The sequence below is a fragment of the Paenibacillus sp. FSL H8-0280 genome (assembly GCF_045040665.1).
Classification (GTDB): domain Bacteria; phylum Bacillota; class Bacilli; order Paenibacillales; family Paenibacillaceae; genus Paenibacillus; species Paenibacillus xylanexedens_A.
Genome location: NZ_CP150296.1, coordinates 210,089 through 231,736 on the forward strand (window position 1 = coordinate 210,089; position 21,648 = coordinate 231,736).

The following is a 21,648-nucleotide window of genomic DNA, read 5'->3' on the forward strand; positions in this document are numbered from 1 at the left end:
GTGAGCTTGCAATGCTACCGCTTCTAACAATGAAGACGAACCCAAACAAGGCGTGGTCCGGCATATCCCGGTCACGCCTTTGAGAGGAGAACAACAATGAACTCTGTATTTTCCAATAAAGGCACGATAGCCGTCTTTGTACTGCCCACCCTAATTCTGTTCTGCGGAATTGTGCTTATTCCCATCTTTGTCTCCAGTTATTACAGTCTGCTGGACTGGAACGGCGTAGGCAGGGGTACATTTATCGGCCTGGACAACTATGTAGAGATGTTTAAAGATACCCGTGTGCTGAATTCGATCAAGAACTCCCTGTTATTCGCAGGTGCTTCGGTGTTCATTCAACTGCCAATCTCGCTGGTGCTCGCACTGATTCTGGCGTCCAACGTCAAGGGGGAAGGGTTCTACCGGACCGTGTATTTCATCCCGGTGTTGATCTCAACGGTCGTTATTGCCCAGTTGTGGTCAAAAATCTACAATGCCGATTATGGCCTGCTGAACGTGCTGCTGCAAAGTATTGGCTTATCCAGCCTGGCACAGGACTGGCTGGGGCAGAAGGACACCGCCCTGGCGGCATCGTTTATTCCGACCTTGTGGCAGTACGTGGGGTATCACATGCTGCTGATGTATGCAGGAGCAAAGTCCGTGTCTCAGGATGTGCTCGAAGCGGCTCGAATGGATGGTGCTTCCCGTATTCGGACGGCGTGGTCCATTATGATCCCGCTGATGAAGCCAATTCTGAAGGTAAGCCTTGTTTTTTCGGTCATCGGTGCGTTCAAGGTGTTTGACCTGATCTATGTGCTGACAGGTGGTGGGCCATTTTACACAACTGAAGTGCCAAGCACGCTGATGTACGCTACCATTTTTGATACGTTCCGGTACGGATATGGCAGTGCAATCTCGGTCTTTATCATTGTGGAGTGTCTGGTATGTACGATCCTCATTAATTCATTGTTCAAAACGGAATAGAAGGAGGCATGAGGCATGAGTACCGTAGAAGTCATGTTGCAAAAAAAGCCCAAGCCAAGGTCCATCTCCGGACCAATCGGGAAAGTGTTCCTGCAAGCGTTTCTGATCCTCGTTGCAATTGTGCAGATCTACCCGCTTATCTGGTTGGCGCTGTTTTCCCTGAAGGATAACAGTGAGATTTTCAGCGGTGATGTAGCCGGGTTGCCCAAAGCATTTCTGTGGAGCAACTACACCAAAGCAATGTCCGACGGCCATGTGCTGACCTATTTTATGAATAGTGTGCTGGTTACTGCGGCCTCCATTGTCTTGGTACTGATCCTGTCCTCCATGACGGGTTACGCAATCACGAGAATGAACTGGAAGCTCAGCGGGTTGACGATGACGATTATTTTGCTGGGTATGATGGTGCCGATTCATGCGGCGCTGCTGCCATTGTTTATTATTTTGAAGAATCTGAGCCTGCTCAACAGCTATTGGTCACTGATCATTCCCTATGTGGCATTTGGCATCCCGATGGCGGTATTCATTCTGGGCAGTTTTTTCAAAGGTATCCCGAGAGAGATGGAGGAGTCGGCGGTTATCGACGGCTGTGGCATATACCGGACGTTTTTCTCCATTATTCTGCCTCTGGTAACCCCGGCTATATCAACGGTAGCCATCTTCACATTTCTGTCATGCTGGAATGAGCTGATGTTTGCAGTTACGTTTATCAATAACACGGCTTACCAGACGTTGACGGTGGGCATGATGTCGATGGTGGGAACGTACATTACGCAATGGGGTATCATTGGTGCGGGACTGATGATTACGACGGTGCCAACGGTGGTCATCTATCTGCTGCTGAACAAACAGGTGCAGAAGAGCATGATCGCAGGTGCAATCAAAGGTTAGCTGGAGGCTGGACTGGAGGACGTGGCGGTAGAAGGGCTTGCTGCTCACTCGCTGTACTCTCTTTCTGGTAGATATCGGCTTGATTTGGGATTTCGCAAGGTGTGATCTCTGGACTAGACCGGAGCCTGTGGTCATGGAATAATAAGGGGGTATGTAGCCAGGCAGTTGCAGAGAGGGGTCATTATAGTATGGTCAATATCGTGATGGTAGAGCAGGGGTCTGTTCGGGAAAAAGTTGTGGCGTTCACGTTTGATGATGGGCCGCATCCGGTGTACACACCTCAAGTGCTTGAGATATTCCGCCGTGCGGGTGGGCAGGCAACGTTTTTCATGATTGGCCAAGAAATGGAGACTCACCCGGAGATTGCGGCGGAGGTGCACCGGGAAGGGCATGAGATCGCAAACCATACGTACACGCATCCTGACCTGACCAAGCTGACGCTGGAGGAAGCGGGAGAGGAGCTGCAACGCGCAGAAAATCTTGTTCAAGAAGTTACGGGGCAACCTGCCCGCTGCTTCCGCCCGCCGTATTTTGGCGTAAACGATGATATACTGTCTCTGGCGGCGGAGCGTGGATATCGTACGATTGGTGCGGTCAACGGTGATGCGAGGGATTGGGACAATCCTGGCGTTGAGCACATTCTGGAGCATACCCGGTCTGCGGTGAAACCTGGCAGCGTGCTCATATTCCATGACGGGTACGGGGATCGTTCCCAGACGGTGGAGGCGGTTCGTGTGCTGGTGGAGGAATTGGTTGGGGAAGGGTACCGTTTGGTAACGGTGAGTGAGTTGTTAGACATTTCTCGTGAGCATGATGAAAAGACGACATAATCAAGTGGGCCCATCATTCTTTGAATGAAAGGGTCTTTTTTTAATATATATAATACATAGGAAGAATGAAGCGGGAGCACAAACTTTGCTTGCCCTCTCAAACTACTTTATAATAATAGGCTAAACTAGATTATGTCAGGAGGAAACAATGGACTTTATCAGAAATCAACTAGAAGAACTCGGCATGAGTGGACCCTCCATTGGTTATCTTTCAAACATCATTATGATTATTTTTATAGCAGTGATCTCGATATTGGCAAATGTGATTGCTAAGCGAGTGGTACTGAAGACGGTTCATCGTATCGTAAGTAACAACCGTTTCAAGTGGGGCCATATTGTGGTTCAAAAAAATTTATTTCAGAAGCTGTCGCATCTTGTGCCAGCCATTATAATCTATTATTCTGCTTATATTTTCTCGCCCTATCAGGCCATAATTGAAAAATCAGCAATGACCTATATGATTGTAATCATGATTACGGTTCTGAATGCTCTGCTGAATGTGTTCGATGATATCTATCGTACCTATGAGGTGTCGAAGATTCGCCCAATCAAGAGTTACATTCAGGTAGCCAAGATTGTCCTGTTCATTATCGGGGGTATTATCGTCATCTCCAGCCTGATCGGACAGAACCCGCTCATTATCCTTAGTGGACTTGGGGCGTTATCGGCGGTATTAATGCTCGTATTTAAAGATTCGATCCTGGGCCTCGTGGCCGGAGTACAGCTATCGTCGAACGATATGGTGCGTGTCGGGGACTGGATCGAGATGCCAAAGTATAATGCCGACGGCGATGTCATCGACATTACATTGAACACGGTAAAGGTTATGAACTTTGATAAAACCATTACCATGATTCCAAGCTACGCCCTCATTTCGGACTCATTCCGTAACTGGAGAGGCATGCAGGTGTCCGGTGGCAGAAGGATTAAGCGGAGTATCTATATCGACATCAGCAGTATTTGTTTTTGTACGGAAGAGATGGTGGCGGAATTTGAGAAGATTCATTACCTGACGGAGTATATCACTTCCAAACTTAAAGAAATTCAAGCATACAACATGGAGCACCAGGTGAATACCGAAAGCAACGTGAACGGTAGACAGCTGACAAACGTCGGTGTATTCCGGGAATATATCCATCAATATTTGAGGAACCATCCAAAAATTAATAAAGATATGACGATGATTGTGCGACAATTAGCACCGGAAGATCGCGGGCTGCCTCTGGAAATCTATGCATTCAGCAATGATATCAACTGGGGTGTATATGAGAACGTTCAGGCGGATATCTTTGACCATATCTTCGCGGTGGCGTCGACATTTGGACTACGGGCCTTCCAAAATCCAACGGGTCATGACATTGTGCAACTGAAAGAGGATAAGCAATACTCGCGAGAGTATTAAGAGGATTTATCAAAATAGATGTGACGGCCACCATATTGGTGGTCGTTTTTACGTTTGGATGCCCATCCAATTTGGCCATGGGTGAGAACACGTCGAGTGTTGGTAAGTTGGCTAATTTTTAAAATCACAGGAACACATCCAAATGTTTTATTTATGAGACTGACGGTCAGTTCATGGGATAGGGTTCAGTGCAAGATAACAAAACAGAATGTCTGCAAAAACAAGTAGACAATATGTATTTCTTTACATTATAATCTAATTAATTCCATATTTTGAAAGGAGTGATTTGGAGCTTATTCTGATTAGGCGTGTCTAAGAACGAGGGAAAGCATGAAGTCTCTTTGGCGTGCTAACTTTCATAAGAAATGGAGGGAGAATGAAATGAAGAAAACATTGTATTCTGCTATTATGGTGACGCTTTTATCAGGATCGATTGTGGGTACGGCCTTGGCGGATAATTACGAGTCGAATGACACTTTGAGCACCGCGTATAAAATCCCAACGCAAACGGTGGCCACTCCCTACGGTCCGGCTTACTGGGGTGGAAGTGCTTGGTCTTATTTATCATCCCCGACAGATGTAGACTACTTTACATTCAGAGGGCATGGCAAATCTGTCGTGCTGGGTTCTCCTTCCGGCTATGATTACGATTTGTACGCCTATGACAGCGCTGGAAATTTGGTTGCTTCTTCTACGAATACGTCAGGAGCGGATACAGTTCTTGTCGACTACAATAATGTATATTTTAAAGTGGTAAGCAAGGATGGACGTTACAGCGATACCGATGCTTACAGCGTAACCTTTTATAAAAGGGATGTTTGGGTGCCGTGACCAGACAGTGAGGATAAAAAAACGTTAGGTATCGTGGAATTTGATGCTTCTGTCTCACAAATAGGAACTCTACTGCCCCACTGAGGTAGTAGAGTTTTATTTATCCAAGCCAATGGTCTGGAAGAATTGAATACCATGTCCCCACTTTAAATAATTGGAAAATTTGATGGAGGTGAGCTTCGTGGCACGTGTGTTAGTTGTGATGATGCCTGCAGAAGGGCATATCAATCCGTCGCTCGGGTTAATCAAGGAGTTGATAGAGAGCGGAGATGAGGTCGTCTATTGTTGTACTGAAAAATACCGGACGAAGATTGAAGCGTTAGGTGCTCAATTTAAAGCTTACTCCTTCAACGAGGCAACCCTGCTCAACAATCCCAATATGAAGCCATTTGAAATCAAGCATCCGTACCAATTCTTATATATGATTTTGAAAAAAATAATTCAACGGTTTATTCCGGATGTTCTGAATCTGATCGAAAATGAAACCTATGACTATTTAATTTTTGATTCCTTAATCGGCTGGGGCGGACAAATTTTGGGCGAAAAGCTGGGGATACCCACGATCTGCTCGACCAGTACCTTTGTTTTTGTAGAGCCTCTAGGATCGGACAATAATCTGAAGGATGACACGGAGGAGGTTCAGGAGTTATATAACGGCATTATGGAAATGTCTCAACAATTAGCTTCCCGGTTTAATGTGGCTGCGCCTTCTCTGGTGGAACTTTCAGGGCATCCAGGACAACTGAAGATTGTGTATACAAGCCGCTATTTTCAACCCATGGGGGAGAAGCTGGATGACAGCTTTGTATTCACCGGCCCATCTATTATCCCCCGCAAGGATGCGCCTGGTTTTGCAAAGGAGTCTCTGCATGCTCTTTACAAACAGGCAGTTTATATTTCGATGGGAACCATTTTAAATAAGGATCTTGATTTTTATAAGCTTTGCTTCATGGCCTTTCGTAATTTGCCTGTGCAGTTTATATTATCTTCTGGGAAGGATACCGATATAGAGCCCATTGCTGATCTCATTCCTGACAATTTCATCATAAGACCCTATGTCCCTCAACTGGAATTGTTGCAGTGTGTAGATGCTTTTCTGACACATGCAGGCATGAACAGTACCAGCGAAGCTCTGTATTACAATGTACCATTAATCATGCTTCCGTTAACATCGGATCAGCCGCGTGTAGCAGGCCGGGTACAGGAGTTGGGAGCAGGAGTCATCGTGGACAAAAATAACCTTACACCCGATGTGCTTAGAAACGCAGTCTTAGAAGTGCTCGGTAATGCCTCCTACAAGGAGCATGCTGAAGTTATTGGGAAAACGTTACGCGATGCTGGCGGGTATAAGCAGGCTGCTATGGCCATTAAGAACTTTATAGGCAATCAGCCGTTATCGGCCACGCCCATCTCTTCGTTTGAATGAAAAGGAGACCGCTCTTCATGAGAGCTAGAAGAGGAAGCCGTCACCTGACTAAAACGGAGTGGTGACTTCCAATTGATTCAAGCGCGTATGGAGGGGTAGATAAACGGAGAGGGGCATTATTTTTACCATATTGTTCGTATACCTTTTGCAAAGGAGAGTCTTCAGATGAATCATCGAATTCCGGAATATACATTGAACGATGGCTTGAAAGTGCCTGCAATTGGATTTGGTACCTATAGTTTAAAAGGTGAAGAAGGCGTTAAATCAATCGCGTCCGCAATGGATGCGGGTTATCGATTAATTGATACGGCTTATAACTATGAGAATGAGGCAACGGTGGGCAGAGCAATCAAACAAAGCTCCATCGCCAGAGAAGAACTGCTCATTTCCTCGAAGCTGCCGGGGCGTTATCACGCTCATGATAAAGCACTTGTGGCGATCCAGGAATCCCTGTACAGAGCGGATCTGGATTATTACGACCTGTATCTGATTCACTGGCCCAATCCAAAGAAGGATATGTATGTCGAGGCATGGCAAGCGCTGATCGAAGCCAAAAAGCGTGGATATATCCGATCCATTGGAGTCAGCAACTTCCTTCCTGAGCACAATGAACGGCTGATTAAGGAAACGGGGATAGCGCCAAGTCTGAATCAGATTGAGCTTCATCCATTCTTTGACCAAGCCGATCAGCGGGAACAGGATACAAAGCATAGCATCGTGAACGAATCCTGGAGTCCGATTGGACGTGGCAATGATGCCGTACAGGATATTCTGAAGGATGAGAACATTCTTCGGATTGCGGAAACGCATGGCAAAACGCCAACCCAGATCATTCTGCGGTGGCATGTTCAGCTGGGTTCCATTCCCATTCCGAAAGCCGGCTCCTTGCAGCATCAGCAGGAAAATATCGATATATTCGATTTTGAGTTGAGCACAGAAGAGATGCGGGTCATCTCTGCATTTAATCGTCCGGATGGACGGTTGTGGGATCAGGACCCAAGCGAGTACGAAGAATTTTAAAGAACGACAAGAAGGGCTGCTCCAGATATGACAGGAGGCAGCCCTTTGTTGTTGGAGTATATTAAGCAATGTTGCAGTTTTTCATGTTGCGTAATTTCTGTTTACTGTCCCGCAGGGATACGGAAGGTCAGAATCTCGTACGGTTTGATATCAAAAGAAATCCGACCATTTTCCACGGCGCATTCTGCTTCGTTGTTCTCGAGCAAATCACACGCGTACGCCGTCGCACCTGCTCCCTCAGGCAATTGCAGAGAAGCACGGCTGCGGCGGCCATGTGCTTCGTAGACTCGGATGATCATGTCATCATTGTTCTCGGCTTTTTTGATAACCTCCAGCACGACATTATCCTGATCGACCGATGCAATTGACCATGTTCCCGGCAACGTACCGGTTTGCGATGCAATCTCACGAGCAACCAGCGGACGGTTGAGATCATAAGCAGCTTGTATGACACGTCCTTCACGGAAGTCGCCCTGATGCGGATAGAGCGCGTAGGTGAATACGTGCTGCTCTTTGTCGGCATTTTCATTCGGGTACGTTGCGCTCTTGATCAGTGACAGTCGCATCACCGAGTTATGAATATCATATCCGTATTTGCAGTCGTTCAGCAGAGCAGCACCGTACCCGTTCTCCGCCAGATCGGCCCACTTCTGCCCGCATACTTCAAACCGGGCTTGATCCCAGCTCGTATTACGGTGGGTAGCACGCTCAACGTTGCCGTACTGGATTTCGTAGACGGCCTTTTCACTCCAGATATCCAGCGGGAAGGCGGATTTCAGCAGCAAATGCTCCTGCTTCCAGTCCACAAACGTACGGAAATCAATCCGGCGCGTATGCGCGTAGAAGATGATTGTCTGCTCAATGATCGAGTCCAGGAACTGTCGCTTCACTTGAAGCACGGAACGTACCGGCCCGCTTTCAACCCACTCCAGCGACTGCAGGTCGTTAATCTCCCACATATGCTGTTCATAATAATCGTCAATGTTCCATGCCTCGTATTCCGCAGGTCGATCCTCGAACACTTGCAGCACGTTACCACGCTTGCCAGACTGAAGCAGCTCACGGCCCTCAAGCTTGTCCCATACGGATGTGAATTCGGCACTTTCATTCAGGTGAATATCGTACCAAGGTGTGTGGATATGGCGCCGATCTGCTTCCCACTGTGCAACCGAAACTCCCGCGACAAGCTCGCTTGTCAGATCCGGTGTGATTCGGAAGGATTTATACCCGGATGCAGGTACGTTCTCTGCAAGGAACACAAGTCCGCCTTCGGGAGTCCGCTGGCTTGGTACAGGGCGATCTCCATCATAGACGGTTACTTTTCTCGCAAAAGCAGACAGTTCAACCACATCCGTCCGTACAAATCCGGTGGTGTTAAATACCACAATGGCTTCGCCATCAGATGTAATTTGGCTGGCAATGCCGTTCAGTGAGCTGTCTTTCAGTTCATCCGTGACACGTAGAACTTCTTCATATTGCTCCTTGGAATCCACATATACCTGCTCAATGGAGCTGCCCGGGAGAATATCATGGAACTGGTTCAGCATCGTCAGCTTCCATGCATGCTCCAGTGCATTGGTTGGATAGGTCGCCTGTGCATTCGCCTGACGATGAATCATGGCATACAGCTCGGCATCGGCCAGCGCAAATTCGCTATGACGGTTGTACCGTTTGTTACGCGCCATGGACGTGTAGGTACCCCGATGATACTCCAAATACAGCTCACCCGACCAGCGAGGAACGGAAGGAACATCCGCCAGATTTTGCTCCAGCTTCTCAAAAAACTCGCGTACAAAGGTACGTTTCACCGCGGGTACACCAGGCAATCCAACATCGAGTCGTCTGCCATGCTCCAGCATCTCTTCGGTTGGTCCGCCGCCGCCATCCCCGAATCCGAAACATTGCAGGACATCTGCATTGATGTTTTTGTTCTGGTATCGCTGCCACGTGCCTTTCACTTGCGAAGCATTAAATCGTCCATTATAGGTCGTTTCGAAGCGGCGCTGCCTGAAATCAGGATGTTTGTCATAATCTGTTGCTGTGATGAAATGGGTCAGGACCTCTGATCCATCGATTCCTCGCCAGTACATCGTGTCGTTTGGAATCTGGTTGGTATCATTCCAGGCAATTTTGGTTGTCATAAAATAATCAATGCCGCTCTTGCGCATAATCTGCGGCATCGCTGCACTATAACCAAATACATCCGGTAACCAAAGCACACGGTTCTCCACGCCGAATTCTTCCTTGAAGAAACGTTTGCCGTAGATAATCTGACGGATCATGGATTCACCCGAAATCAGGTTACAATCGGCCTCCAGCCACATTGAACCTTCCGCTTCCCAGCGGCCTTCGGCCACCTTTTCCTTAATTTTCTCATATAGGGATGGGTAGTCTGCTTTCAGGTATGCATACAGCTGGGGCTGAGAGGACATGAAAGTATACTCCGGGAACTTGTCCATCAGATACAATACACTCGCGAAGCTGCGAATGACCTTTTCCCGCGTCTGATCCAGTGTCCATAGCCATGCCACATCGATATGCGTGTGTCCGATACAGTGCACGGTAGGGATGTGATCACCGGCAGGGCGGATATCACCATAGACATGATCTTGCAGATATTGGCGCGCTTCCAGCACCGACGCATGGAATTCTGCACTGTTTTCCTGACGCAAATCCAGCAAATTCACGGCTTTATTCAGATGTTCGACCAACTTCAGCCGCTCCAGATCATCCTCACGCAGCAGATCGGCAGCATCGAGTGCAGCCTTAAGATCGTAATATAAATCTGTAACAGGCTGATGATGCTCAGCGATATATACATTGAGAAAGACATCCGCTGCCGAAGTACTACAGTACGCATATAGTGCCAGTTCGAATTCTTCACCTTTTACCGCAGCGGATGTCAGGTCAATCTCTGTATGGTTCACGTCGAGGCCGCAAATCAATTCCCCATTGAGGAATGCCAGAAACTGCGGATTATCGTAATTCCAGATGTCATCAGCACCGGTGACGATGGCACAAACGACTTTTTTTCCTTCCATATGATCCGGAATTTGAATGCGGGTTTTGAAGCAGCTGTGTACATCTTTGCCACCCCAGCCATCACCCTTACGGAATACGTTCCAGGAGGAAGGGTTCTCATGTACCAGTTCCCAGGAGTGGTAACCACTTTCTTTATGATAAAGCTCAGGGATATATGTTTTTGAGGTCAGTCGTGCACGTTCCAAGTGTTTCACAATGGTATGGATCCGAGTATACAAGGAATTCATTTTCATGTTGGTTTCCCACCTTGGTTTGTAGTAAGTACAGGCTGTAGTCGTTGTTAGAACGAGAATACTGCAAGCGCTAACATATCAACTTTATCATACCAAAAGAGAAATGGGCGAAACTACGTATTGTATGCTGAAAATAACGTATTTTTATTGCATTTCATGCTAAAATAAACTCATTAGAATCGGGATAGGGGGCATGTCCATGACACCATCGGTTTTGGCATACGAGCAAGGCTATGCGATCCATGTGAACCAGCCTGGAGATTCGCTTTTTTATCATCTGGATTATGACGAGCGTTCCCATGAACTGAATATGGAATTTCAGCATTTCCATGATTTCTATGAAATCTGTATTCTTCTGGATCGCACAGCTGCGCACATCATTGAAGGCAGTTTATATGAGATCCAGCCTCTGGATATCGTTCTGCTGCGGCCTTCTTTGCTGCATAAAACGCAATATCCGAAGGGTGCCCCACCGAAAAGATTGATGATCACCTTTGCCATGCCACGTAATACACCTGGTCTTGAGAGCGGTTACACAGAGCTGTTCTCAATCTTTGATAAACCGATCCCGATATTCCGATTTGCAGAAGAACGCCGCCAGGCGGTATTGAATCCTTTAAATGAAATCTATGCTCTATCACAGGATCCCTCCGCACTTCATTCAGTCGCGATCCATAGCAAGTTTGTTGAGTTTCTGTGTGCGATCCATCGATACTCGGCTGAGAATAGCTACGTTCGTGAAGAGACAGGCTCGTCTATGTCGCAGCGAATGTATGCCATTGCATCGTATATTCACAGTCATTATCAGAATGAACTGTCGCTCGAAGAGATCTCCAAACGGTTTTTCGTGAGTGCTCATCATCTATCCCGTCAGTTCAACAAAGTCACAGGCTTTACGTTTACCGAGTATATTCAGATGACCCGAATACGTAACGCCCAACAAATGCTCCTGAACTCTAACCAAAAAATCACCGAAATTGCAGCACAGTGTGGCTTCGCCAGCTTCTCTCAATTCAATCGCATTTTCAATAAACTGAATGGCATGTCACCGAGTGCATATCGCCGTATCAGACATTCACAGAGCGAGCGTGAACTGATATCCATGGGTAGACCTGAGCGCTGACTGAAGACAGAGATAATCTGGGGATGTCAGTGGAGATGTGTTGCATAAATCGCGACAGCAAAGATGTATAGAGGACAAATAAAAAAGGCAAGCCCTCTAAGTTACAAAGGGAATGCCTTTTTCTTTTTCCTTCTATATAAAAATACGTCCACCTGGAGATGGTCCGCCTGATCAGACTCACTCTCTCACTCATGTCCCCGTATGACGGCTACTCTTAAACTTGATCTTTCGGCGCCAGCTCAATAGCAGAGCGGATGGCGGCCAGCATGCTTTTATCATCGGCGATATTTTTGCCAGCGATATCAAAGGCTGTACCGTGGTCGACAGACGTACGAATGATGCCGCCTTTCAGACCAACGGTGATGTTTACACCTTCCTCGATGCCCATCACTTTGATCGGCGCATGACCTTGGTCATGGTAGCAGGCTACAACGATATCGAAGTCACCGCGACCAGCGCGGAAGAAGAGTGTGTCCGCCGGGAGTGGACCAACGACGTTAATGCCTTCTTGCTGCGCACGCTCAATGCCGGGCTGCAGTTTCTCTTCTTCTTCTCCATTACCGAACAAGCCGTTCTCCCCGGCATGAGGGTTGATTCCGCATACGGCTACGCGCGGATTCTCAAAGCCTGCTTTTTTCAACGTATCATGAGCAAGCTTCACGACGGTGTAGGTTCTTTCCGGGTTAATACTCGCAATGGCATCGATCAGACCCATGTGTGTTGTCAGGTGAATAACGCGCAGATTCGGCGTGGTCAGCATCATCGAGAAGTCTTGTGTATCCGTCAGATCCGCCAGAATCTCGGTGTGCCCCGGATACAGGTGCCCTCCCTGATGAAGAGCTTCTTTGTTCAAAGGCGCGGTGCAGATGGAGTGAATCTGCTGTTTTTTGGCAAGATCAATGGCTTTGGCGAGAAACTGGAATGCTGCATCCCCAGCCACGGCAGATACTTTACCGTATTCCAGATCCGCAGGAACAAGGTTCAGATCAATGACATCCACAGTACCGAATTCATACTTGGCTTCGGAAGGTTCTTGAATCGCGTTAACGTTCAGATTTGAGCCGATGACAGGTAACACACGCTCCAGAATCTTTGCATCACCGATAACGAGTGGATTGCACTGATCGTACATTTCTTGATGACCCAGTGCTTTCATAATAATCTCCGGTCCAATACCTGCTGCGTCGCCCATCGTAATTCCAATTGTAGGTTTCATACAAGAATACCCCCTTTTAATTTTTGAATCGCATGGATAAAGACATCCGGTTTGCCGAATCCGCCTGCTTTGGTAATCACATGCAGATCATCAATCCCTATAAACTTGGAGATCGGCACGCCGATTTCAAGCTCATCCAGCAGCTCGAAGCCGCTAATATTCCATTTCAGACAGATTTGTTTCGCTGTATCACCGCCGGTCATGGATACCCCTTTGAACAGTCCCTCTTCCAGCAGTCTGGCACAGATCTCACCCATCGCAAGTACAATCTCGTTGCTGACTTCCGTGTGATTGAGACCACGAATTTCGCCGGTTGCCCGTGCCAGTTCGATATCCACCTGTTCAGCGGTGGAGTAGAGGACAACATCTTGTCCTTCCAGCGATTTGTCTCGAACCTCGTTATAGACACGTTCCATCTCTTCCGCGCGGTCTGCGGTTGCGGATACCGCTTTGAAGGAATGGAAGGAGACTGAAGCTACGCGGGACTTGCGCATCAAGCGATGTAGCTGCTCGCGGGAGTTTTTGTTCACGCTGCCAACCACCGTTAGGATTGGACCGGGATTCTCCGGGATATCAAGTGACGCAGCCCTGGATTCCAATTCGTAATGTGCGGGGAGATAATTGGCAATGCCCGCCGAACCTGCCCAAGTAAAGGTATACTCCAACTCGCGAGTCATCTGTAGAATCAGTTCCAGATGTCTTTCTTCGGTGGAGTCCACCATTACATACGGGATATTATTTGTTTTCAACTGCTCTAGCTTGGTGCGAATATGATTCTGCCCGGCTTCCAGATCGGCGACGGTGATCTCGCCAACTTCGTACTTGGTCTGTTGTTTCAACAAGTCCGGAAGGTAGGAAATCGTTACAGGTGTCTTCGGATCATGGGCAATTTCAGTATCTGCCAGCGGAACGCCGTTCAGGTAATGAATTCCTTCCAATATCGTCCGGTTATTTTTTGGATAACCCGGGGCAATCATCATAAAGTCCGGCTTTACGACATCATATACAGCATCAATCTCGATGCCGATATTACCGCGCATGGTGGAGTCCATTTTTTTGAAAATCGTCTCAAATCCGTTGTTCGTCAGCAATTCAGCAGCCTGATATACACGGTCATACGCTTCCTGCGAGGATATGGAACGACTATCTGTATCAAAGACGACGGCATCGTAACGTGTAAGAGGGCCTTCATCTATATTAAAAAGAACACTGGTCTTCAAGCCATGACGGGCAAGCTGCACCCCGCTGTCATTGGCACCGGTCAAATCATCTGCAATAATGGCTAATTTCATGCAGTCATCCCTCCTTGTAAGCACAATTTAATAAAAAGTCCGTTCAGATCATCCATTAAGCACAGATCGAGCACATTAAATCAGGTGATACCCATTTATGTGGTTGGTCGTTGATTGTATTTCTCGACTCCGCCTGATTTCTCCAGTCGTTTGGAGAGGAACCCGATGAAGATCGGCAACAGGATGGCTGTTGTTACAACGCTCGCTGCAATTTGTACCGTAGCAATCTCGGCAATCGGGCCAAATGAAGCATTCGCAGCCACGATGGCAGCAGGTGTACCTACGGCATTCCCGGCTGTTGAACCTTCGGAAGCACCAACGATAGGGTTCCAGCCGATGGCTTTAAAGAGCAGGAAACCAATTCCACCCGTTAATAACACGGTTAACACACCCAGTAAAATTCCGCTAAGACCACCTTGAATGATGGAGGAGAAGCTAATGTTCATACCCAGAGCAAATGCGAAGAACGGAACAAGTTTGTCACTGCCTTTATGCAGCCATCCCGCCAGATTGCGATCCAGATTACCAATAATGACACCAACGATGAGCGGAAGCAATACCGCGACAAAGGCCATAGGAGAGAACATGCCGTTCGCAAAACCCATCGCACCAAAGATGGAGAGCGCTACCATGGTCAGGAACGGACCATCACTGAGTGCCAGGAAAGGGTAAGCTGCTTTGTCATCCTCTTTCCCGTACTGGCCAGCGAGAGCGATGTACAAACCGCCGTTGGAGTTAGTCATCGCAGCAATAATGGCAAGCGGGGCCAGGCCGAGAAATAACCCGTTTGAATCCGCGAACAAAATAGCGATAAAACCAAGGGCTGCACCAATCACCCATTTGAACGTAAGCAAGGTCAAACCTTTGCCGACAGAGGAACCTGCTGTTTTAAACGTAATCTGTGTACCCGCAATGAATAGGAACAGGGCAATCAATGTACTGGCACTGTTAACGAAGAGAGCTTCCGTGAATCCGCCAATGCGCAGGGCATTCGGGAAGAATGTATTAATAGTTGCACCAAGTAACAGGGGAACGACCATCATACCGCCAGGGATGCGATCTAAAGTTGCTTTAATGTTCATAGTAGTAGCTCCTTATGAAGTAATCGTTTTTATGAAGCGCTTGCAGGGATTATGTTATCCCATATCGTTTAATATAGCAACAATAAATTATTGTAAATTTTAAATACTCGCTTAACTGTTTAAAAATGCAACACATAAAAGCAATAAAAAAGACGCAAACTTAAAGTTAATCTTTAAGTTTACGCCATAAAGTGGCCCGGTTAATCCCCAGACGCTCTGCGGCCTTTGATTGATTGTTATTTTCCTCCTGAAGCACAAACTGAATAATTTCTTTCTCAATCTCCTTCAGCGTACCGTTCAACTTCATTGGGCTTGAAGAAGGTTGCTGATCCAGCAAGCGGGACAAGGTAGCCGTGGTGATTACATAATCCTGTTCGTTGAGTGCAGCCTGCTTGATCAGATGTTTCAGCTGGTTGACATTCATATGTGTGATCTGATCTTGGATCAGCTGCAGTGCATCTTCTTTTATTCTCACCGCAGTAGTTCCGTATTTCTGGTAGTAATCCGTCAGGAAATGCTGCATCAGTGGAGCCAGATCCTCTGGTCTATCCGCAAGATTTGGCATCATGATTGTATTAAGCTCCAGATCGAGTGACCACTGCGGGTTCAATATCTGTTCCCCGAGTATAAACACCCCTATTTGGTTTTGAAGGCAACTCTGGATAAAGGCGAGCAACTCCGGATCTTCCATACGTGTTTCCATGTGGTTAATCTCTACATTTCGAACCTTGGCGAGTGGTATCTTGTGCAAATGACCGGGCGGAACTTGCGAGAGATCCATCTGTAATAACAGTCCGCCACCTGAGTACATCTGATGAATATGTTTGACCAGAAAAGATTTACCGGAATCTGCTTCACCCCGCAGATAGATCGGTTCATGATTCTCGTAGAGTGCCCGAATGTTCTGTAATACCGCCTGCATGGCAAGGGATTCGGCAACGATAGGCTCCATCGATGCGTCCGTAAACGTTGTTATGCCGAATTGTGCAAAGGCATAGGGTTGTCCTTTTTCCAGCATATATACCTTGTAGTTCTTGTTGTCCAGGGTCGTTTCATAGGCGTTAACCGTGAGCTGGTAATCGTCCACCATGAACACATTTTGGATCTGGGATTGATGGAACTCCAGACTGGTATTGGTCAGATATATGTGATTATCGGTCAGCGGATTTTTCCCAAAATCGGTCAGGTTCTCGAATACAACTTCATTCCGTTCATTTAAAATAAGTAAATTGGGATGTTCCCGTGTAACCAGGTCATTCAGTATGATCGATATCGCATGATTTTTGCTCAAATAACGGTAGACCAGCTGTGCATCCTCCATCGCTCTAAGGATGGATTCCTGGCCAGATTGGATTAACAATCCCTCCAGACCATAAGTCTTCGCGGTGTTGACGGTGATCACATCTCCGACAATCTGTCGGTACCCGGAAGCCTTCAACTCCAGAAGCAATCGTGCCACATCTTCCGAGCTATGTATGGTATAGACCTTGAGGGGCAGATCCATCAGATCAATAATCGATTGTGCACCAGAGGTGATGTTGGAGAAGCCAACGATGGCTGTTTGGCCGTTAAACTGGCTTGCTAGTGTAAGTGAACGAATCATATCATAGCCCGATAACTGCACATCAATAACGGGAATGGTCACTGCTTTTTTAATGAGTTGGGCGGTTCCACCGCGGCTGATGATAATCTCTGCACCGTTTTTCTCAGCTTGAGTTGCTAATTCCAAACCGTTTGCCAAATCGCCCACGTCCGTCTGAATGGCTAACTGGGGAAAGCGAGGAATGCACTCTTGTATAATAGGAATCATCGATTCGTAGGGAGCAATAAAGTGAACTCGTGTACGCATAATTTTCCTGCCTTTATAGAAAACTTTGATCCCCTTATTATAGCCAACTTGCGAAGGAATGGCACCTATGGGGGAACCAGCCCTGTTGTGTCTGCAAAATGCCTGTGTGTTATGCCTTCATAACTCTCCCCGTGAAATGTGATGAAGTGCACTGAATCGAATCGTTATGTATTTCAAAATTAATGCATAATTGCACACGCTAAGTATAGAGAAATGAGGAGATTACATATGGGACACATTCATAAAGTGGCTGAGCCGGATCACATCATTAAGGATGTTGTCGGGAAGTTCCCGTGCAGGGTGCTGTGGAGTGAGGGCCGTCCATGTCTGGAGTATCAGGGGGAAGAGGATGTGGCGTTAATAACCGAATACGTCCATAAAACGTATAACGTTGAATTATTGGATGTGTTTTTCACAGCAGTGGAGAGCCTTCCGGTGGAGCTATAGATCAGGTAGGGATTTGTGGAATAGGAGCAAAGGGCTAAAACCCATAATACCGATCCAAATCGGATCGCAGATGAAAGTATGCAATTCATTAACGAACTGTGATTGAGGAAGAATGATACTGATAATTATGAGTGATTTTTTTGATTATAAGGCGACACTATAAGTGCTCGTCTTTTCTTATATTACGTTTTTATAGTATGGATTTGGATCGTAGTAACTCCACTTGCCATCGTGAAATGTGAAACGTATGTGGGCGTATTCATGTATTATAGTATACATATGAACTTTTCGGAGGAGGAACAAGTAATGGGAATCTTATCGAGGTTTAGAGACGTGATGAAGGCCAATGTGAACCACATGTTGTCGCGGGCGGAAGACCCGGAGAAAAGCGTGAATGAGTATATGCGAAGCCTGAGCAGTGATTTGGGTCAGGTGAAGGCTGAGACAACGGCGGTGTTGTCGGATGAGAGCCGGGCGAAGCGAGCATTGGATGAGTGCAGCGCCGAGGTCAAGAAGTTACAGCGGTATGCGGAGAAATCGGCGGAGTCGGGAGACGAAGACAAGGCGCGTGGTTTTCTGGAGAAGAAAGTGAAGCTGGCTGACAAATTGAACGAATTACAAGCCGCCTATGAACGGGCTTCCGCCAAAGCCAAGATGATGAAGCATATGAATGATAAACTGGTTGCCGATCTGGGGCAACTGGAAGCGCGGCATACAGAACTCAAAGGTCGCATCGCGGATGCAAAGGCGCAGCAACAGGTCAACGAACGGAATGCATCTACGGGCAGAGCTGATGCTGCATTGAAGGCCATGGAAGACAAGGCGAACCAGGCGCTGAACGAAGCAGAGGCTTTGGCAGAACTTCGTGCTGGGGCACAGGAAGAGGATTTGGACGAATTAATTGCCCAGTTGGAGAGGGACATGAACGCAGATGCGGGTAATAATGAGAATGCGTCGCCAAGTGCGGAGGAAGAACTCGCAGCGATTCAGGAAAAGCTGAAGAATAAATAATACGTTACACCATTTCGTTAACATTGAGGTGAGCAGATGCCGGTTATTGAATATAAATGTCCAAACTGTGGCAGTGGTATGATCTTTGACAGTGTGTCAGGTGCATTATCCTGTCCCAGCTGCGGCCGCCAGGACAACATAGAGCAGATCCCCGATCCCTTGAAAAGACAAGTATTCACCGAAAATGAGGTCAAAGAATACCACTGTAACAGCTGCGGAGCTGACATTGTGACGGAGCCGGAGACCAGTGCGACGACCTGCAGTTTCTGCGGTGCGGCGGTTGTACTCAGTGATCGGCTGACGGGCAATCTGGCCCCCGCGATGGTGATTCCCTTTTCGATCAACAAGGATCAAGCCAAGCAGGCTTTCAAAAAGTGGTGCAAAAACGGCCTGTTAACGCCAAGTGGTTTCATGTCCGCCGATCGGATTCAGAGCATTACCGGCATGTACGTGCCGTTCTGGTTGTACGAGTTACATAACAAAATCGAAGTGCATGGTCGTGGCACCAAGGTCAGATCCTACACCCAGGGCGACTACCATTACACCGAAACACAGCATTTCGATATATACCGCCGGATTCGGCTGAATTACGTGAATCTGCCCATCGATGCATCGGAGAAAATGAAGGATGAACTGATGGATAAGCTGGAGCCTTTCCCATATAATCAGCTGAAATTGTTCAAGACCCCGTATCTGGCGGGGTACATTGCGGAAAAATACAGTTATACGGACGAGGAACTTTTTCCACGGGCCAAGGATAAAACGAGATCTTACATTGATTCTTATATTGCTTCAACCGTATCTGGTTATACCAGCGTGAGCTACACGGACAAACAGATTGATACAACGCTCAAAAACGCGGACTATGTGCTGCTCCCGGTGTGGATGGTCAACTATGACTACAATCGGGCACAGTATACCTTTGCCATGAATGGTCAGACAGGTAAAGTGGTCGGTAAACCACCGATCAGCAAAGCCAAAGTGGCCGGATGGTTCGCAGGAGTCTCTGTGGTCTCGTTGTTGTCACTGAAGCTGGTTTCCTGGATGATGGGAGGTGGATTCTTATGAGGAAAAGAACCCCTCTGGCCATGATGGCTACGCTCATTTTACTTATGATAACCCTTGTCGCTCCGTTGTTTCCCATGTCATCGGCATCCGCAGCGGAGAGCAAAAATCTCATCTACGATGAGGCCAACTTGCTGAGTGAGCAGGAGATAAGTGAACTGAATCTACTTGCGAATCAGTATGGCGCGGAACGGCAGACGGACTTTGTTATTTTGACAACAAATAATATAGAGAATCAGGATGTTGTGCTTTTAACAGAAGATTTTTATGATAAGCAGGGGCTAGGGTACGATAAGAAATTTGGCAATGCTGTCATATTGACGATGGATATGAATAATCGCGAAGTGTATCTGGCTGGATTTTATAAGGCAAAAGAATATCTGAGCGATCAGCGGCTGGATTCTATCCGTAACCGGGTTACCTCTGAGTTGTCCAGTGGGGATTATAAACTTGCATTTGAGAAATATATTGAGCTTTCTTACGAATATATGGGGTATGAACCTGGTGTGAATCCGAACAATATTTTGTTCAACGGCTGGTTTCAGTTAGGAGTCTCGGTCGTTCTTGGGGGTATTGTTGTTGGTATTATGACCTATCGTTCCGGCGGACGTGTCACAGTCAATCGTGCGACTTATGAGGATTCAAGCAATTCCAGTGTAATAGATCGTCAGGATCGTTATATCCGTACAACCGTAACCAAGCGCAAAATCGAGAAGAACAATAACAACGGTGGCGGAGGCGGCGGTGGAGGTACATCGCGAGGCGGTCACTCACATAGTGGAAGTAGAGGGTCGTTTTAGTAACTGAGTAATCGGATTACGTTAAATAGAAGGGATGGAAACGAATATGGGATTTTTCAGAAATCAATTTTCGAATGTGGTGGAATGGGAAGAGTTCAGAGATGACATGATATTTTGGAAGTGGAGTAACCGGGAGATCAAGAAGGGGAGTAAACTTATCATCCGTTCGGGTCAGGACGCCATTTTCCTAAATAACGGTAAAGTGGAAGGGATTTTCGAGGACGAAGGATCATTTAATATCGATTCCGAAATCATTCCGTTTCTTTCTACATTAAAAGGATTCAAATTTGGATTCAACAGTGGCATGCGGGTCGAAGTCTTGTTTGTAAATACAAAAGAGTTCACCGTGCGCTGGGGCACACAAAGCCCGGTGTTGATTCCAACACCACAACTCCCTGGCGGGATGCCGATTCGGGCCAACGGAACATTTAATTTCAAAGTGAGTGACTATGTGACCCTGATTGATAAGATTGCAGGCATCAAACAGAGTTATCTGGTGGAGGATGTCAAAATCCGAATCACTTCTGTGCTGGATCAGCTTCTAATGAAGTGGATCAGCCGTGAAGGGAAGGATATGTTCAACCTGCAGGCCAATGCATCGGATATTGCCAAAGGTATTCAGGAAGATCTGGATATGCAGATGATGGATATCGGAATTGGGATTACCGGTTTCCAGGTGATGAGCTTCAATTATCCGAAAGAGATTCAAGATATGATTACAAAGACCGCTTCGCATGAGATGATTGGTAATCTGCAAAAGTATCAGCAGGTCAGCATGACAGACGGTATCTCATCCGGTAAAGTGCAGGGCGGCGGCGCGGCCTCGGATATGGCGGGGATGATGATGGGCATGAACATGGCCAATGAAATGATGAAAAACATGAACCAGAACCAAGGCCAGAATCAGAACAATAATTCCAATTCGTCTCAGAATCAAAATAACGACCAGAAACCAGCGGGAAACAACAACGGTGATTCAGGTAACTCTTCATCTACAGAAGGCAACAAGAAGCCAAACTTCTGCCCGAACTGTGGAGCCAAAAATGAAGGAGCCAACTTCTGTCCGAATTGTGGTCAAAAGCTGGGCTAATGAAATAAATACATGTAGGGATAGTTCAGCAA

At 47.0% G+C, this 21,648-nt stretch carries 18 protein-coding genes; 13 read left to right on the forward strand and 5 right to left on the reverse strand.

Features of this window, described 5'->3' with window-relative positions:
* Positions 1-96: 96 nt before the first annotated feature.
* The 7 genes from MHI12_RS01000 (at position 97) to MHI12_RS01030 (ending at position 7,366) form a co-directional block, all read left to right on the forward strand.
* Positions 97-966, forward strand: a complete 870-nt coding sequence (locus MHI12_RS01000) for a carbohydrate ABC transporter permease (RefSeq protein WP_076210184.1) — start codon at positions 97-99, stop codon at positions 964-966.
* Between the two features lie 15 nt (positions 967-981).
* Positions 982-1,857 carry a carbohydrate ABC transporter permease gene (locus MHI12_RS01005; RefSeq protein WP_017691224.1) on the forward strand — a complete coding sequence of 292 codons (876 nt, stop codon included), beginning with the start codon at positions 982-984 and terminating at the stop codon, positions 1,855-1,857.
* A 188-nt stretch (positions 1,858-2,045) separates the two neighbouring features.
* Positions 2,046-2,687 carry a polysaccharide deacetylase family protein gene (locus MHI12_RS01010; RefSeq protein WP_405171251.1) on the forward strand — a complete coding sequence of 214 codons (642 nt, stop codon included), beginning with the start codon at positions 2,046-2,048 and terminating at the stop codon, positions 2,685-2,687.
* 148 nt (positions 2,688-2,835) lie between these two features.
* A complete protein-coding gene (locus MHI12_RS01015; RefSeq protein ID WP_405171252.1) occupies positions 2,836-4,089 on the forward strand; it encodes a mechanosensitive ion channel family protein in 1,254 nt (417 codons plus the stop codon).
* A 330-nt stretch (positions 4,090-4,419) separates the two neighbouring features.
* Positions 4,420-4,920 (forward strand): hypothetical protein, encoded by a 501-nt coding sequence (locus MHI12_RS01020; RefSeq protein ID WP_341005752.1) that lies wholly within the window; start codon positions 4,420-4,422, stop codon positions 4,918-4,920.
* 181 nt (positions 4,921-5,101) lie between these two features.
* Positions 5,102-6,346 (forward strand): macrolide family glycosyltransferase, encoded by a 1,245-nt coding sequence (locus MHI12_RS01025; protein ID WP_405171253.1) that lies wholly within the window; start codon positions 5,102-5,104, stop codon positions 6,344-6,346.
* 165 nt (positions 6,347-6,511) lie between these two features.
* Positions 6,512-7,366 carry an aldo/keto reductase gene (locus MHI12_RS01030; RefSeq protein ID WP_405171254.1) on the forward strand — a complete coding sequence of 285 codons (855 nt, stop codon included), beginning with the start codon at positions 6,512-6,514 and terminating at the stop codon, positions 7,364-7,366.
* Between the two features lie 101 nt (positions 7,367-7,467).
* Here MHI12_RS01030 and MHI12_RS01035 read toward each other — a convergent pair whose 3' ends face one another.
* A complete protein-coding gene (locus MHI12_RS01035) occupies positions 7,468-10,641 on the reverse strand; it encodes an alpha-mannosidase (RefSeq protein WP_405171255.1) in 3,174 nt (1,057 codons plus the stop codon).
* A gap of 199 nt (positions 10,642-10,840) precedes the next feature.
* Between MHI12_RS01035 and MHI12_RS01040 the strand changes: the two genes are divergently transcribed.
* On the forward strand, positions 10,841-11,764 hold the full coding sequence (locus MHI12_RS01040) for a helix-turn-helix domain-containing protein (RefSeq protein WP_405171256.1): 924 nt from the start codon (positions 10,841-10,843) through the stop codon (positions 11,762-11,764).
* 214 nt (positions 11,765-11,978) lie between these two features.
* Here the strand turns inward: MHI12_RS01040 and pdxA are convergent, their stop codons facing one another.
* From pdxA to MHI12_RS01060, 4 genes are all read right to left on the reverse strand, one after another.
* The gene (pdxA, locus tag MHI12_RS01045) at positions 11,979-12,980 is read right to left on the reverse strand and encodes a 4-hydroxythreonine-4-phosphate dehydrogenase PdxA (RefSeq protein WP_341005757.1); all 1,002 of its coding nucleotides are present in this window, start codon (positions 12,978-12,980) and stop codon (positions 11,979-11,981) included.
* A complete protein-coding gene (locus MHI12_RS01050) occupies positions 12,977-14,272 on the reverse strand; it encodes a four-carbon acid sugar kinase family protein (protein WP_405171257.1) in 1,296 nt (431 codons plus the stop codon). The genes pdxA and MHI12_RS01050 overlap by 4 nt, the downstream gene beginning before the upstream one ends.
* A gap of 95 nt (positions 14,273-14,367) precedes the next feature.
* Positions 14,368-15,354 carry a 2-keto-3-deoxygluconate permease gene (locus tag MHI12_RS01055; RefSeq protein WP_338589963.1) on the reverse strand — a complete coding sequence of 329 codons (987 nt, stop codon included), beginning with the start codon at positions 15,352-15,354 and terminating at the stop codon, positions 14,368-14,370.
* 166 nt (positions 15,355-15,520) lie between these two features.
* A complete protein-coding gene (locus tag MHI12_RS01060; protein ID WP_405171258.1) occupies positions 15,521-17,203 on the reverse strand; it encodes a PrpR N-terminal domain-containing protein in 1,683 nt (560 codons plus the stop codon).
* A 228-nt stretch (positions 17,204-17,431) separates the two neighbouring features.
* Here MHI12_RS01060 and MHI12_RS01065 point away from each other — a divergent pair, with 228 nt between their 5' ends.
* From MHI12_RS01065 to MHI12_RS01085, 5 genes are all read left to right on the forward strand, one after another.
* Positions 17,432-17,650: a hypothetical protein gene (locus tag MHI12_RS01065; RefSeq protein WP_405171259.1), complete on the forward strand. Its 219-nt coding sequence runs from the start codon at positions 17,432-17,434 to the stop codon at positions 17,648-17,650.
* A gap of 306 nt (positions 17,651-17,956) precedes the next feature.
* Complete coding sequence (locus MHI12_RS01070) at positions 17,957-18,661, forward strand: PspA/IM30 family protein (RefSeq protein ID WP_341005762.1); 705 nt, start codon at positions 17,957-17,959, stop codon at positions 18,659-18,661.
* A gap of 36 nt (positions 18,662-18,697) precedes the next feature.
* Positions 18,698-19,729, forward strand: coding sequence for a TFIIB-type zinc ribbon-containing protein (locus tag MHI12_RS01075; RefSeq protein WP_405171260.1), 1,032 nt, complete (start codon positions 18,698-18,700; stop codon positions 19,727-19,729).
* Complete coding sequence (locus MHI12_RS01080; RefSeq protein WP_405171261.1) at positions 19,726-20,526, forward strand: TPM domain-containing protein; 801 nt, start codon at positions 19,726-19,728, stop codon at positions 20,524-20,526. The genes MHI12_RS01075 and MHI12_RS01080 overlap by 4 nt, the downstream gene beginning before the upstream one ends.
* Positions 20,527-20,572: 46 nt before the next feature.
* Positions 20,573-21,616 carry an SPFH domain-containing protein gene (locus tag MHI12_RS01085; protein ID WP_405171262.1) on the forward strand — a complete coding sequence of 348 codons (1,044 nt, stop codon included), beginning with the start codon at positions 20,573-20,575 and terminating at the stop codon, positions 21,614-21,616.
* The last annotated feature ends 32 nt before the right edge of the window (positions 21,617-21,648 follow it).

What these genes read in the sequence shown, in the direction of transcription:
- MHI12_RS01075 (WP_405171260.1), top strand. Translation starts at nt 18,698, where the DNA reads ATGCCGGTTATTGAATATAAATGTCCAAACTGTGGCAGTGGTATGATC.
- MHI12_RS01080 (WP_405171261.1), top strand. Translation starts at nt 19,726, where the DNA reads ATGAGGAAAAGAACCCCTCTGGCCATGATGGCTACGCTCATTTTACTT.
- MHI12_RS01065 (WP_405171259.1), top strand. Translation starts at nt 17,432, where the DNA reads ATGGGACACATTCATAAAGTGGCTGAGCCGGATCACATCATTAAGGAT.
- MHI12_RS01050 (WP_405171257.1), bottom strand. Translation starts at nt 14,272, where the DNA reads ATGAAATTAGCCATTATTGCAGATGATTTGACCGGTGCCAATGACAGC.
- MHI12_RS01030 (WP_405171254.1), top strand. Translation starts at nt 6,512, where the DNA reads ATGAATCATCGAATTCCGGAATATACATTGAACGATGGCTTGAAAGTG.
- MHI12_RS01060 (WP_405171258.1), bottom strand. Translation starts at nt 17,203, where the DNA reads ATGCGTACACGAGTTCACTTTATTGCTCCCTACGAATCGATGATTCCT.
- MHI12_RS01085 (WP_405171262.1), top strand. Translation starts at nt 20,573, where the DNA reads ATGGGATTTTTCAGAAATCAATTTTCGAATGTGGTGGAATGGGAAGAG.
- MHI12_RS01055 (WP_338589963.1), bottom strand. Translation starts at nt 15,354, where the DNA reads ATGAACATTAAAGCAACTTTAGATCGCATCCCTGGCGGTATGATGGTC.
- MHI12_RS01040 (WP_405171256.1), top strand. Translation starts at nt 10,841, where the DNA reads ATGACACCATCGGTTTTGGCATACGAGCAAGGCTATGCGATCCATGTG.
- MHI12_RS01070 (WP_341005762.1), top strand. Translation starts at nt 17,957, where the DNA reads ATGGGAATCTTATCGAGGTTTAGAGACGTGATGAAGGCCAATGTGAAC.
- MHI12_RS01005 (WP_017691224.1), top strand. Translation starts at nt 982, where the DNA reads ATGAGTACCGTAGAAGTCATGTTGCAAAAAAAGCCCAAGCCAAGGTCC.
- pdxA (WP_341005757.1), bottom strand. Translation starts at nt 12,980, where the DNA reads ATGAAACCTACAATTGGAATTACGATGGGCGACGCAGCAGGTATTGGA.
- MHI12_RS01000 (WP_076210184.1), top strand. Translation starts at nt 97, where the DNA reads ATGAACTCTGTATTTTCCAATAAAGGCACGATAGCCGTCTTTGTACTG.
- MHI12_RS01015 (WP_405171252.1), top strand. Translation starts at nt 2,836, where the DNA reads ATGGACTTTATCAGAAATCAACTAGAAGAACTCGGCATGAGTGGACCC.
- MHI12_RS01035 (WP_405171255.1), bottom strand. Translation starts at nt 10,641, where the DNA reads ATGAAAATGAATTCCTTGTATACTCGGATCCATACCATTGTGAAACAC.
- MHI12_RS01020 (WP_341005752.1), top strand. Translation starts at nt 4,420, where the DNA reads ATGAAGTCTCTTTGGCGTGCTAACTTTCATAAGAAATGGAGGGAGAAT.
- MHI12_RS01010 (WP_405171251.1), top strand. Translation starts at nt 2,046, where the DNA reads ATGGTCAATATCGTGATGGTAGAGCAGGGGTCTGTTCGGGAAAAAGTT.